The sequence below is a fragment of the Streptomyces europaeiscabiei genome, assembly GCF_036346855.1.
In the GTDB taxonomy this organism is placed as follows: Bacteria; Actinomycetota; Actinomycetes; order Streptomycetales; family Streptomycetaceae; genus Streptomyces; species Streptomyces europaeiscabiei.
Map to the genome: position 1 here is coordinate 8,270,295 of NZ_CP107841.1, position 13,500 is coordinate 8,283,794.

Below are 13,500 nucleotides of genomic sequence, written 5' to 3' on the forward strand. Positions count from 1 at the left end.
CGCAAGGTGGTCCCCCCAACTCCCCTGAAACAAAGGGCAGTTGACCACTTTTGCGAACTTCCCCCCTCGCTCTGTGGATGCAGGAGACCCATGCCTGACCTGCCGAAGCCCCAGGACGCCGCCGAGGCCGCGTTGTTTTCGGAGTGCTGGGACGCGGTCCTTTCGTACGCCGACCTGTGCACGTCCGGTTCGACCGCGGCGACCGAACTGGCCACCGAGGCGTTCACGAACGGCATGCACGAGGCGCACGCCCTGGAGACCGAGGCGGGGGGCGACCGCGGCGCCGGACGGCGTGCCATGCGGCTGCCTCGAATACCGTTCCTCCTGACCTGGGTCAGGACCAGCGCCGCGGCGTGGGAGACGGGCGGCCAGGGCCACCGGCTCGACCCCGACCTGCGCCTCTGGCTCAACTCGGACAAGGCCGCGCGCTACACCGGCCCGCCGCTGCACCGCCCCCTCGCCCTGCGTGCCCTGCGGGACATGCAGGAACCCGACGCGGCCCTGCTGTGGCTGGCCGAGGTCGAGTCGCTGCCGCTGGGCTCGGTGGCCCGCCGACTCGGCCTGGATCCGGCGGTCGCCAGGAGCGAACTCGACCAGGTGCGGGCGCTGTTCAGGGACCGGTGCCATCGCAGCCAGATCGACACGCCCATGCACGTCGACTGCCGCAGCTACGCCCGGCTGCTGGACGCGGTCACGCGTTCACCCGGCACCGACACCCCCGACGACCTGTCGCGGCACCTTGCCACCTGCGTGGAGTGCGCCGAGGCCGCGGCCTGCCTCGGCCTGCACGGCGGCGGCCTGCCCGCGGCGCTCGCCAGCGGCGTGATCGGCTGGAGCGGACTCGCCTATCTGGAGCGTCGCCGCCGCGCGGCCGACGCCGGGCTGCTCCCCGGGTGCGCCGACGCTTCCGGCGCCGACCGGGGGCTCTCGCCGGGCAGGGAAGCAAGGCCCCGGTTCGGCCGCAACGGGCTGCTCGCCGGAGCAGGCCTCGTCTCCGTGCTGGCGCTCGCCGTCTCCCTCATGCCCTTCGGCGAGGACGAGACGGTCGCCGACGGCACCTCCGCCGGCGAGTCGTCGGTGGTGCAGCGGGACCCGCGGTTCCCGGTGACCCTGCCCCCGTCCGGCGGCGGGTCCGAACTGCAGAGCACCACCCGGCCCCAGGCCACCGGCTCCGGCGACGAGGACGACAAGGGCGAGGGCGGCGGCAACGGCAACGAGGAGCCCCAGGGCGACTCCTCGACGCCGGCCCGTGTCTCCCACAAGCCGGTCGACCCCGGCAAGTCGCCCGACGCCACCTGCCACGTCCGCTACCAGATCGTCAACGAATGGCCCGGCGGCTTCCAGGCCACCCTCACCGTCACCTCGGCCAAGGCCGTCGACGGCTGGCAGGTCGGCTGGACCTACGCGGCCGACCAGCGCGTAACCCAGATGTGGGACGGCGCCTTCGACCAGAACGGCTCCCAGGTCGCCGTCACCGCCGCCGACTACAACAAGACCGTCGCGGCGGGCGGCACCTTCGGCGTCGGCTTCCTCGGCATCTGGCAGGGCTACGACAACCCCGAACCCGTGGACTTCACGCTCAACGGGAGCCCCTGCGAGCGGGGGGACTGAGCACCGGTGGGGCGTGGACGGGAAGCGATCGATTCGGTCGGCGCGGGCCCATGAGCCCTCGCCACGGTGAGATCACCGAGCGCGGCGGCCGTTGAGGCCGCCGTCACCGGACGACGAGTGGGACCGGAGGTGCCGGCCGATGGCTGTCACCGCGATGGGCTCTGCCCGCGTCCGGGCATCCGTCGAGTCCACCTCGACGGTCACCGGGCTGACCCCCATCCACGGGTAGTAGGCACTGGTTCGTTTTCTCGCCCCCTGGCCCCTGGCCCCCTGGCCCCTGGCCCCCTGGCCCCCTGGCCCCCTGGCCCCCTGGCCCCCTGGCCACGAGCCACTGGCCGCCGGGGAGTTCGAGGCTTCCGGGAGGTGGAGCGGTTCCTGCTCACGACGTACGACGGCGGCCACGCCCTCACCCGGGCCGAGTGGTCCAAGGGCTGGGGTCAGACGACCGGGACGACTCCGGTGCGGACGCGCTCGCCCCGGACGGCGCCGAGGGCCTGCTCGCCGACCGGCCCCGGAAGGTCGGCCTGCGTCGTCACGACAGCGGTGGACCGTGCTGTCGACGGCGATGCGTCGTGCTGACCCCTCGCGGCCCGGTGTCATGGCTTCGCACCCGGGCCAACCGCCCATGAACGCGCAGGCGAACGAGCGCTCTGCCCACCAGTGACCAGACCACCCCCACGGATCTCGGCCTCCGCGCGACGCGGCTACGACCAGGTGGGTCAGGCGGTCCGGGCGGGTCAGGCAGGTCCGGGCGGGTCAGGCGGTCCAGGCGGGTCAGGCGGGTCAGGCGGGTCAGGCGGTCCGGGCGGGTCCGGGTGGGTCAGGCGGGTCCAGGCAGGTCCAGGCGGGTCAGGAGGTCCGGGCGGGCCAGGCAGGCCAGGCGGGTCAGGCGGGTCAGGCGTCGGACTTTCGCGACGGCCATCAGCCGCATGATCGGCGGACAGGTTCTTCAAAGGTTCTTCATCGTCTCCGTCCTACGGTCGGCCTGCCCGTCGCATTCGCGCACGGTCCGACAGGAGAGCAGGAGAACCGATGGGGAAGAGTCGGGTATTACTGGCCGCGGTGGCCTCGGTCGTGGCCTTCACACTGACCGGCTGCGGCGGCGACGACGCCGGCTCGAGGGTCCCGACGGCCGGCGGTGGGGACTCGTCCACCTCGGCCACGGCGACGGGCGAACAGGGCGGCGGGGACGAGGTGGCCGCGTACGTGAAGGCGCAGCGGGACTGGGTGCGGTGTCTGCGGGACAACGGCGTCGACGTGCCGGACCCGGACGAGAAGGGTGAGGTCGACTTCGGCGGCGGCGACGGAACACGTGCCTTGAAGAAGGATCCGAGATTCCTCGACGCGTCGAAGAAGTGCGCCGACAAGAAGGCCACCGTTCCCGAGAGCATCGAGGATGCCAACCGGCCCGAACTCACTGCCGCGCAGATCAAGGCCGCACGAGACTACGCCGCCTGCATGCAGAAGAACGGTGCCCCCGACTACCCCGACCCCGGCCCCGACGGATACCAGAGGAACAACAACTCGGGCATCCCCGAGTGGGACCAGAGCTCGGCCGGTGCGCAGCGCGCGACACGTATCTGCGCACCGATCTCCGGCAACCCGACGAACCAGCCCCCGGCCAAGGGCTGACGATGACGGAGACAGTGACGCGGATCGACGACGCGGGCGGGACGGCTCCCGCGCCGCCTCCGCCTCGCGAGCCGCTCCTCGGCCGACGCGGGCGGCGTACGGCGCTGATCGCCTCGGCCGTCGTCGTGGCGGCGGTCGCCGTGGTCGGCGCGCTCGGGCTCGGCGGCAACGAGGACAAGGGGCCGAGTGTCCCGCCCCGGACCGGCTCCGTCGTATCGGTGACGCGGGAGACACTGACCGAACGCACCACGGTGGAAGGCCAGTTGGGCTACGGAACGGAACTGCCGCTGCCAATCAAGGCGACCGGGACCGTGACCTGGCTGCCCGAGCAGGGCGCGACGGTGGAGCGCGGCGACGAGTTGCTCCGGGTCGACGACCGGCCGGTGATCCTCATGTATGGACCGCTGCCGATGTACCGGAGCCTCGGGCTGACCACCCAGGACGACGAGCGGGACCCGGCGGTCGACCAGGACCCGGGCGGGCGGCAGCCGAGCACCGGGGACGGCAAAACCCCGGCCCCTTTCGGTTCCCCGGCCCCTTCCGGTTCCCCGGCGCCGGAGGGCACCGGAACCGGAGGAGACACCGGCGCCTCCCGGACGCCGGGCGAACTGTGGGGCATGGATGTCATGCAGTTCGAGACCAACCTGGCCGCCCTGGGCTACACCGGCTTCACGGTGGACGAGCGATTCACCACCGGCACCGCCGCGGCGGTCGAGCGTTGGCAGAAGTCGCTCGGACTGGCCGAGACCGGCGTGGTCGGGGTGGGCGACGTCATCCACTCCGCCGGGAAGGTACGGATCGGCTCCGCCGTCGCCCGGCTCGGCTCGGCGGCCGGCGAGAACACCCTCACGTACACCGGTACCGCCCGGAAGGTGATCGTCAACGCCTCCGCCGCGGACGCCTCCTGGGCCGTACGCGGGTCCGCCGTCACGGTCGAACTGCCCGACGGCACATCCGTGAAGGGCAAGGTGGCCTCGGTGGGCAAGCAGGCGACCACGCCCGACGGTGGCGGCGAGGGCGGCTCGGGACAGCCCGCCGCCACGATTCCCGTGACCATCACGATCGAGGACCAGAAGACCATAGGGCGGTTGGAGAGCGGCCCGGTGACGGTCGAGTACGTGGGCAACGAGGCCAAGGACGTGCTGGCCGTCCCGGTCGCCGCGCTGGTCGCCCTCGCCGAGGGCGGGCACGGCCTGGAGACCGAGGACGGCCGGTTCGTCGCCGTGCGGACCGGTCTCTTCGCCGACGGCGACGTGGAGGTCAGCGGTCCCACGGTCCGCGAGGGCATGAAGGTGAGGATCCCGGAGTGACGGCGGTCGTGGAGTTCGACGCGGTCTCCAAGACCTACCCCGGAGGCGTGGCGGCGGTACGGGATGTGAGTCTGCGCATCGGACGGGGTGAACTGGTCGCGATCGTCGGCCCGTCGGGCTCCGGGAAGTCGAGCATGCTCAACCTCATGGGCAGCCTCGACCACCCCTCCGCCGGCCGGGTCCTGGTCGACGGCCACGACGTGGCGAGCCTGTCGGACCGGGAGGTCTCCGCACTGCGGGCCACCCGGATCGGCTTCGTCTTCCAGCAGTTCCACCTCTCGGTCGGCGTTTCCGTTCTGGACTCGGTCGCGGACGGCCTCCTCTACGCCGGCGTGCCGATACGCCGCCGCCGTGCCAGGGCGGCGGCCGCGCTGGCACGGGTCGGGCTCAGCCACCGCGTGCACCACCTGCCGCACCAGCTGTCCGGAGGCGAGCGCCAGCGGGTCGCGGTCGCCCGGGCGGTGGTCGGCGGACCCTCGGTGCTGCTGGCCGACGAGCCGACCGGAAACCTCGACTCGGCATCGGGCACGACCGTCCTCACCCTGCTGCGGGAGTTGAACGCCGCCGGTACGACCGTCGTCGTCATCACCCACGACCGCGACATCGCGGCCGGGTTGCCGCGCCGCATCGAGATGCACGACGGCCGTCTGGTCGCCGACACGGCACGGAGCACGATGATCGGGGCACCTCGGTGACGGACCGCACGACGAACTCCTCCGGGCAGGACCCGGACTCCCGTCCCACGGCGGCCGGGGCCCCAGATTCGGAGACCCCGGAGTTCCGCGCCCCGGCGCCCCCGTCCTCCGACACCACCGCTCAGGTCCCGGAGCCGGCGCGGCTGCGCGCCGCGCGACTCGGTCCCGTGGACGTCGTACGGCTCGGCGGCACCGGCCTGCGGACCCGTCCGCTGAGGGTCTTCCTCTCCGCGCTCGGCATCGCCATCGGTGTCGCCGCGATGATCGCGGTGGTCGGTATCTCCGGCTCCGGGCGGGCGGAGGTCGACCGTCGGCTCGACGCCCTCGGCACGAATCTGCTGCGGGTGGCCCCTGGCCGGACACTCGCCGGTGACGAGGCCGAGCTTCCCGCGGAGTCCGTGGCGATGATCCGCCGTGTTCCGCCGGTGCGACAGGCCGCCGCCACCGGCGAGACCGGTGCCGACATCTACCGCAACGAACGCATCGCCATCGGCCGCACCGGCTCCCTGCACGTCCTGGCGGCAGGCGCCGAGCTGCTGCCGGCCGTCGGCGGACAGGTCCGCGAGGGTCGCTGGCTGGACTCCGCGACGGAGGAGTACCCGGCGGTGGTGCTCGGCTCGACCGCCGCCCGGCGGCTCGACGTGTACACCCCCGGCACCCGGGTCTGGCTCGGCGAGCGCTGGTTCTCGTTGGTCGGCGTCCTCGATCCGGTACCGCTCGCACCGGAGATCGACAGTGCCGCCCTGGTCGGCTGGTCGGCTGCGGAGAGGTACCTCCGTTTCGACGGCCGTCCCTCGACGGTGTACGTCCGTGCAGAGGACAGTCAGGTCACGTCCGTACGGGCGGTGCTGGCGGCCACGGCGTACCCCGAGAAGCCCGACGAGGTGCAGGTCTCCCGCCCCTCGGACGCTCTCGCGGCCCGCGAGGCCGCCGAGTCGGCTCTGACCGGCCTGCTGCTCGGCCTCGGCGGCGTGGCACTCCTGGTCGGAGGGGTCGGTGTCGGCAACACCATGGTCATCTCCGTCCTGGAACGCCGCTCCGAGATCGGCCTGCGCCGCGCCCTGGGAGCGACGCGGGGGCAGATCCGCACACAGTTCGTCACGGAGTCCCTGCTGCTGTCGCTGATCGGCGGGCTCGGCGGAACGGCGCTCGGGACGCTGATCACGGCCGGATACGCCCTCAGCCGCGACTGGCCGACGGTCGTCCCGCCGTGGGCGAGCGCGGCGGGCATCGGTTCGACGCTCGTCATCGGCATGATCGCCGGCCTGTATCCGGCGGTCCGAGCCAGCAGGCTGGCCCCGACGGAGGCGCTGTCCGGTACATGAGCCGACCGAAACCGGTGGCCTTCCGTACGGTGACCTTCCGTGCAGTGGCCTTCCGCGCGGTGGCCTTCCGTGCAGTGGCCTTCCGTACGGTGACCTCCCGTACGAACCCGGGGCGGTCTCGACCGGGACCGCCCCTGACCCGGCACCATCCAGAAGGAGTCCCGTGCGATGAGTTTCCGGCTCCGGGTCCTCGCCCTGCTCATGCTGGTCGCGATGGCCGCCACCGCCGCCACCGCCTGGCTGACCCTGCGCCAGGCGAACCGCCAGGTGCGGGAGACCGTCACGGCCGGTCGGCAGGAGGTCTCCCGGATCACCGGCGAACTCCGTGCGTACGGGTTCGCGCACGGCACGTGGGACGGACTCTCGCCGACGGTGGCCCGGCTCGCGAAGGACACCGGCCAGCGCGTCCGGGTGGCCACGGATTCCGGCGTACTGATCGCCGACTCCGACGCCCTCGCCGGCCGTGATCCCCGAGCGCCGAGCAGCCAGCCCCCGGTCCTGGTCGACCCACGTCCCGTCCTGCGGCTCCCCGAGGGCCAGGTACCGCGGCTCTCGCTGAAGCAGGCCGCCCTGGCGATCGCCGACTACCGCGCCGCAGTGGCGTACGCGGCCTGCCTCACGCGGGCGGGGGCCGAGCCGACGGCCAGGCCGGACGAGCGGGGTGTTCCCCGGATCAGCACGGACCGCCGACCCACGCGGTGCGAGGAGCCCGACGGGGCAACGGATCCGCGCATTCAGCAGGATCTCGACGCACTGTGGGTATGCGAGTCCGAGCCGCGGTTCACCGCCTGTGTGCAGCGGGTGTTCGACGAGCGGGTCGGTTCCGTCGCCCCCGCGCGTCTGTCGATCCGCCTCGGTGTCCGGAACGAGATGCCACCCACCCTGGCCGCCGCGCCCACCGTGGCCGTCGCGGTGGGGGTCGCCCTCGCGGTCATCCTCGGCGCCCTGCTCCTGAACAGGGCCGTACTGCGCCCCGTCCGTGCCATGACGCTCGCCGCGAAGGGGCTGGGCGAGGGCGAACTGGGGCGGCGGGTCCCCGTCTCCGGCCGCGACGAGATCGCGCAGCTCGGCGGCGCCTTCAACCGCATGGCCGACTCCATCCAGGCAGGCGAGGAACGCCAGCGGCGCCTCACCAGCGACATCGCACACGAACTGCGCACCCCGCTGGCCAATCTGCGCGGCTATCTGGAGGCTCTGCGGGACGGGATCGTCGAGCCGACCCCCGACCTGCTCGCCTCCCTCCACGAGGAGGCGCTGCTGCAGCAACGGATCGTGGACGACCTCCAGGACCTCGCCCTGGCGGAGGCCGGCGCACTCACCTACCACCGCTCCGAGGTCGACCTGCGCGAACTCCTGGAGACCGGCCGCAGGGCCCATCGGGCCCAGGCCGAGGCGCTGGGCATCGGACTTGAGCTGGAGGCGCCACGGCCCGTGTACGTGACCGCCGACCCGGACCGGCTGCGCCAGGTCGTCGGCAACCTGGTCGGCAACGCGCTGCGGGCCACGGCCCCGGGCGGCACCGTGACCCTGGCCCTGATCCCGAACGGCGAACCGGCCGTCGTGGAAGTACGCGACACCGGCAGGGGGATACCGGCAAAGGACCTGCCGTATCTCTTCGACCGTTTCTGGCGGGCGGACGCGGCACGGGGCCGCACGACCGGCGGCAGCGGCCTGGGGCTGTCCATCGCCCGCCAGATCGTCACCGACCACGGGGGGACGATCGATGTGCGCAGTGCGGTCGGGGCAGGCACGACGTTCACCGTCGCACTGCCCACGGCTCCCGGAGGAGACCTCTCAGGAGAGCGCTGAGCCCGAACCGTCCGCGAGGCGGTAGCCCCGCCCGTACACCGTCTCCAGGTGGCCGGCCCGGCCCGGAGCCACCTCCAGCTTCCGCCGCAGATTCATCACGTGCGCATCGACGGTCCGTTCCTGCACGTCCCGGTCGAACCCGAAGACCCGCTCGATGATCTGCGCCCGGGTGAAGACCCTGCCCGGTTCACGGGCCAGTGCCTCCAGGATGGAGAACTCCTTGGCGGTCAGCGCCACCGGCCGCCCCTCCACCCGGACTTCGAAGCGTGCGGTGTCCAGCCGCACCTCGCCGACCCGCAGCACCGCGGGTTCCCCCGTGCCGCCGGTCTTCTTTGACCTGCGCAGCAACGCCCGTACGCGCGCGGTCAGTTCGCGGGGACTGTACGGCTTGGTGAGGTAGTCGTCGGCGCCGAGATCGAGGCCGAGGAGCATGTCCTCCTCGGTCGTGCGGGCGGTGAGCAGCAGAATCGGGACGTCCGACTCGGCGCGCAGAATGCGGCACACATCGAGCCCGTCGACCAACGGCAGCATCACATCGAGAACGATGAGATCCGGCTGCGCCGAACGTGCCCGTTCCAGCGCCGCGCGGCCGTCGGCCACGACCTGCACCGCGTTTCCTTCTCGCTCCAGATAGATCCGGATCAGTCGAGACTGCTTCTCGTCGTCCTCGGCGACCAGAATCCGAGCGCTCAACGATTCTCCCCCAGCAAGGTTTTGCGCATCCCGGAACCGTAGTGAACCGTAGTACAGAAACAGTCGGCACTTCCCGTCCGGGGCCGGCCGCCCGCCTGTACGCGTCGGAGCGGTGACAACCCTTCCCGGGCAGGTGCCGACGGATGAGGGAGACGGAGAGGTGGCCGGTCGTCGTGAGTGAAGAGCGCCGACGACGTCCTGAGACGGTTTGCCGCATATCTTGATCGACTTGTGGGTGCAGGCCCTTAACATGGGGATATGGGCACTCCCACCTCGCTGTTGCGGGCCTTTCGGCCCCAAGTCCAAGAGCGTCTCTACGACTTCTACGAAGAGTTGAGGAGCGCCGACGATGTCTTCTGGGACCGCGCCCTGGGTGCCTGGGTCGCCACCGGGCACGCGGTGGTCAGCAGAGCCGCAGGTGACCCGGGGCTGTCCTCGGTGCGCTATCCCGACATCGAGGCCGTCCCCGAGGAACTCCGGCCGCTGGCCCGGGTCCTTAGGGCGTGCAGATCATTAACTCGCGGCTTTCTGCTCGGTGGTTCGTTGGTCTGGCATGAGCGGGTTGAATGGGCAACGGGCCGTGCTGGCAGCCAAGTTCGAGGCGATTTTGCCGCACCTCGACGAGCGGCAGCGTCGCTTGTTGATAGGGGCGGAGGCCCAGTCCCTCGGCCACGGCGGGATCAGAGCGGTCGCCCGTGCCGCCGGTGTTCGCGAGGCCACTGTGTCTGTCGGAGTGCGGGAACTCGACTCCGGCCAGGCTCCGTTGGGACGTATCCGCCGGCCCGGCGCCGGCCGCAAACGCGTCGTCGACCGCAACCCTGCCGTTCGGGAGGCACTCCTTGCGCTGGTCGAGCCCGACGTCCGCGGAGATCCCATGTCGCCGCTGCGCTGGACCACCAAATCCACCCGCAAGCTCGCCGAGCAACTGACTCGGCAAGGCCACAGGATCTGTGCGGATACGGTGGGCGACCTCCTGCGCGAGGAGGGCTTCAGCCTGCAGAGCAACGCCAAGACCATGGAAGGCAAACAGCACCCCGACCGGGACGCACAGTTCCACTACCTCAACGAACAGGCCCGCGACCACCAGGACGGCGGAGCTCCAGTCATCAGCGTGGACACCAAGAAGAAGGAACTGGTCGGCCCGTTCAAGAACAACGGCCGTGAATGGGAGCCGAGAGGCGAGCCGGTGCGGGTCGACACCCACGACTTTCCCGACCGCGAGCTGGGCAGAGCGGTGCCCTACGGCATCTACGACGTCGCCGCGAACACCGGCTGGGTCAACGTGGGCACCGACCACGACACCGCCGCGTTCGCCGTCGAGTCGATCCGCCGCTGGTGGAACGGCGCCGGGAAAGCCGCCTATCCGACGGCCGGCCGACTGCTGATCACCGCCGATGCGGGCGGCTCCAACGGCTATCGCACCCGCACCTGGAAGACCGAACTCGCCCGGTTCGCCGTCGAGGCCGGCCTGACGATCACTGTCTGCCACCTGCCTCCGGGCACGTCGAAGTGGAACCGGATCGAGCACCGGCTGTTCTCCCACATCACCATGAACTGGCGCGGCAGGCCCCTGACCAGCCACGAAGTCATCGTCGAAAGCATCGCGGCGACCACCACTAAAACCGGCCTGACCGTGCATGCCGAACTCGACACCAACGCCTACCCCACCGGCATCCAGGTCAGCGACGACGACATCGCCGCCCTGCCGATCACCCGGCACCGCTTCCACGGCGACTGGAACTACACCCTGCACCCCCGGCACCCGCTGGACGCGACGCCGGACAACAGCACCTCAGACCAGGCCCCGGCGACCAGACCGCCCGGCCTCACGCAGCACGCGCTGCAGGACCCAGAACTGACCGGCATGACCCGCCAACAGCTCAGCGAACTCATCAACGCGCTCACTCCTGCGCTGGAGGTTCAACGCGAGCAAGTGCTCCGCACACGTCGCGGTCACGAGCGCCTGGTCGCCCCTGGCACTGGTGCCAAAGCCAAGCTCACCCCAGCCGACCGGATCCTGGCCACCGTGCTCCACCTGCGCAAACTCGCGACTATGGACCTCCTCGGGCAGCTCTTCGACGTCACCGCTCCGACCATCAGCCGCGCGAAACAGGAAGTCCGCCCACTCCTGGAAGCACACGGCCACCACATCAACGCCTCAACCGCACGCCTCCGCACACCAGCCGACGTCGCGACCTTCCTCGTTTCCGACCCCACTCGAAGCAAGGTCAAAAAGACGAGTTAATGATCTGCACGCCCTTAGGAGTCCTTGCAGAAAGATCGTGTTGTGGCACGGTGGAGATGTACGTGATCCCGTCTTCTGTGGGGTGTGAGCATGGCGCGGCGGAAGCCGTGGGAGATCAGCGACGAGTTGTGGGCGGTGATCGAGCCGCTGTTGCCGAAGCATGAGCGGCGGTTCCGGTACCCGGGGCGCAAGCGGATCGATGACCGCAAGACGCTCCAGGGAGTCCTGTTCGTCCTGTACACCGGTGTCCAGTGGGAGTTCCTGCCGCAGGAGTTGGGGTTCGGTTCAGGTCCCACCTGCTGGCGGCGGCTGGCCGAGTGGCAGGAGGCCGGAGTGTGGGAGGAACTGCAGCGGGTGCTGCTGGACCGGTTGCGGGCTGCGGACCGCCTGGACTTCTCCCGCGCCACGATCGACGCCTCGCACGTGCAGGCCAAGCGGGGGCGTGGCAGCCCAAAAGTCGGTCCGAGTCCGGTTGACCGCGGGCGGCCGGGCTCGAAGCATCACGTGCTGACCGACGCGCATGGCACCCCGCTGCGGGTGTCACTGACCGGCGGTCACCGCCACGATGTCACCCAGCTTCTGCCGCTGGTCGACGGGATGCCGCCGGTGCGGGGCAAGCGGGGCCGGCCCCGGCGCAAGCCCCGGACCCTGTATGCCGACCGCGGCTACGACTACGACGTCTACCGCCACCGGCTGCGTGAACGCGGCATCACACCGAAGATCGCCCGGCGCGGACAGCCGCACGGTTCTGGCCTGGGCAGGGTCAGGTGGGTTGCCGAGTCCGCCATCGCCTGGCTCCACGGCCCCCGCCGCTTACGGACCCGCTGGGAAGCCCGAGACGACATGCACGACGCCTTCCTCCAACTCGCCCACTGCATGATCCTCGCCCGCAAGAACCCAGCATTCTGAAAGGACTCCTTAGCCGGCAGATGCTCTACAGCGACGCCCCCGACCACTCCCGGCTCCGGGCCCTGATCAGCAGGGCCTTCACTCCCCGGGCGGTGGAGACACTCCGCGCCCAGATCTTCGAAGCCGTCGACCGGATCATCACCCAAGCGGCGCCGACCGGGCGGATGGACATCGTCGCGGACCTCGCCCGACCGCTGCCGCTCACCATCATCTGCGACCTCCTCGACGTACCGCAGCAGGACCGCCCCGCCCTCCACGCCTGGTCCGAGCCGGTCGCCGAAGCCATAGGCAACTCCCGGCTCGACGCCGACCGCAACCGCGAGGCCTCGCAGAGCATGACGGACATGCTCGCCTACTTCCGCGAACTCCTCACCCGCCCCGACACCCGGCCGGCCCCCCACACCCTGCGCGCCCTGGTGACCGCGCAGGCCGAGAACACCGACCAGGACTTCGACGAACTCCTCGCCAACTGCGCCCTGCTCCTGATCGCGGGCCACGAGACCACCACCCACTTCATCGGCAACGCCACACTCGCCCTGCTCCGCCACCCGCACGCGGCCGACCAACTGCGCCGTCGGCCCGATCTGATGCCCGCCGCGGTCGAGGAACTCCTGCGCTACGACGCCCCGGTACAGCTGATGCTGCGCCGGGCGCGACACGATCTGGACCTGGCGGGCCGCACCGTCTCCGAAGGGCAGACGGTGCTCCTGGTGTGCGGCGCGGCCAACCGGGATCCGGAAGTTTTCCCCGATCCGCATGTCCTGGACTTCGAGCGGCCCGGCGGGCGGCACCTGGCGTTCGGACACGGCCCGCATTTCTGCCTCGGTGCCGCGCTGGCCCGGCTGGAAGGCGCGATCGTCCTGGAAGCACTCCTCACCCGGCTCCCCGGCCTACGGCTCGACGGCACCGCGCCGCAGTGGCAGCGCAGCCTCAACTTCCGCGGTCTCACCCGCCTGGACGTCGCCTTCACGCCGCCTTCGGACGATCACGACAGCGGTACGCGGGCCATGCCGACCGAGGATTCCCGAGGCGGCCCCGGCAACGCGACACCGGTCGGGACCTGCCCCGTCAGCACGGGGGCCGGCGGTGTCGCGGGCGCTTGACGGGGCTCCGGCGCGCCGCCCCGGACGTGGCGCGGGCCGACGACGACCGTGGGCTCGCTGCCACTGAGCCGACCGGCCTGGCGGACGCGTTCCGCCCGGCCGCGTTCCGCCCGGCCGCGTGCTCGGTCCCCGGCGGCTGCCGACGCTCGCGCACCGCGTCGGTGCCCC

The 13,500-nt window shown here is 71.3% G+C and carries 10 protein-coding genes; 9 read left to right on the top strand and 1 reads right to left on the bottom strand.

Going from position 1 to position 13,500, the window contains the following annotated elements:
- Positions 1-90: 90 nt before the first annotated feature.
- The 6 genes from OG858_RS35975 (at position 91) to OG858_RS36000 (ending at position 8,382) form a co-directional block, all read left to right on the top strand.
- The gene (locus tag OG858_RS35975; protein WP_328544057.1) at positions 91-1,611 is read left to right on the top strand and encodes a cellulose-binding domain-containing protein; all 1,521 of its coding nucleotides are present in this window, start codon (positions 91-93) and stop codon (positions 1,609-1,611) included.
- Between the two features lie 1,032 nt (positions 1,612-2,643).
- Positions 2,644-3,243 carry a hypothetical protein gene (locus OG858_RS35980; protein WP_086750063.1) on the top strand — a complete coding sequence of 200 codons (600 nt, stop codon included), beginning with the start codon at positions 2,644-2,646 and terminating at the stop codon, positions 3,241-3,243.
- Positions 3,244-3,245: 2 nt separating this feature from the next.
- Complete coding sequence (locus OG858_RS35985) at positions 3,246-4,553, top strand: peptidoglycan-binding domain-containing protein (protein ID WP_319064287.1); 1,308 nt, start codon at positions 3,246-3,248, stop codon at positions 4,551-4,553.
- The gene (locus OG858_RS35990) at positions 4,550-5,248 is read left to right on the top strand and encodes an ABC transporter ATP-binding protein (RefSeq protein ID WP_086750078.1); all 699 of its coding nucleotides are present in this window, start codon (positions 4,550-4,552) and stop codon (positions 5,246-5,248) included. The genes OG858_RS35985 and OG858_RS35990 overlap by 4 nt, the downstream gene beginning before the upstream one ends.
- A 143-nt stretch (positions 5,249-5,391) precedes the next feature.
- Positions 5,392-6,573, top strand: coding sequence for an ABC transporter permease (locus OG858_RS35995; protein ID WP_086750086.1), 1,182 nt, complete (start codon positions 5,392-5,394; stop codon positions 6,571-6,573).
- 168 nt (positions 6,574-6,741) lie between these two features.
- Positions 6,742-8,382 (top strand): sensor histidine kinase, encoded by a 1,641-nt coding sequence (locus OG858_RS36000; protein WP_086750079.1) that lies wholly within the window; start codon positions 6,742-6,744, stop codon positions 8,380-8,382.
- Here the strand turns inward: OG858_RS36000 and OG858_RS36005 are convergent.
- The gene (locus OG858_RS36005) at positions 8,368-9,075 is read right to left on the bottom strand and encodes a response regulator transcription factor (protein ID WP_319064285.1); all 708 of its coding nucleotides are present in this window, start codon (positions 9,073-9,075) and stop codon (positions 8,368-8,370) included. The genes OG858_RS36000 and OG858_RS36005 overlap by 15 nt on opposite strands.
- Positions 9,076-9,628: 553 nt before the next feature.
- On the opposite strand from OG858_RS36005, the gene OG858_RS36010 reads away from it, so the two are divergent.
- The 3 genes from OG858_RS36010 to OG858_RS36020 all read left to right on the top strand — a co-directional run bounded on the left by OG858_RS36010 (position 9,629) and on the right by OG858_RS36020 (position 13,332).
- The gene (locus OG858_RS36010; protein WP_328544056.1) at positions 9,629-11,320 is read left to right on the top strand and encodes an ISAzo13 family transposase; all 1,692 of its coding nucleotides are present in this window, start codon (positions 9,629-9,631) and stop codon (positions 11,318-11,320) included.
- A gap of 90 nt (positions 11,321-11,410) precedes the next feature.
- The gene (locus tag OG858_RS36015; protein ID WP_319064969.1) at positions 11,411-12,229 is read left to right on the top strand and encodes an IS5 family transposase; all 819 of its coding nucleotides are present in this window, start codon (positions 11,411-11,413) and stop codon (positions 12,227-12,229) included.
- A gap of 20 nt (positions 12,230-12,249) precedes the next feature.
- Positions 12,250-13,332: a cytochrome P450 gene (locus tag OG858_RS36020; RefSeq protein WP_328544055.1), complete on the top strand. Its 1,083-nt coding sequence runs from the start codon at positions 12,250-12,252 to the stop codon at positions 13,330-13,332.
- Positions 13,333-13,500 lie beyond the last annotated feature (168 nt).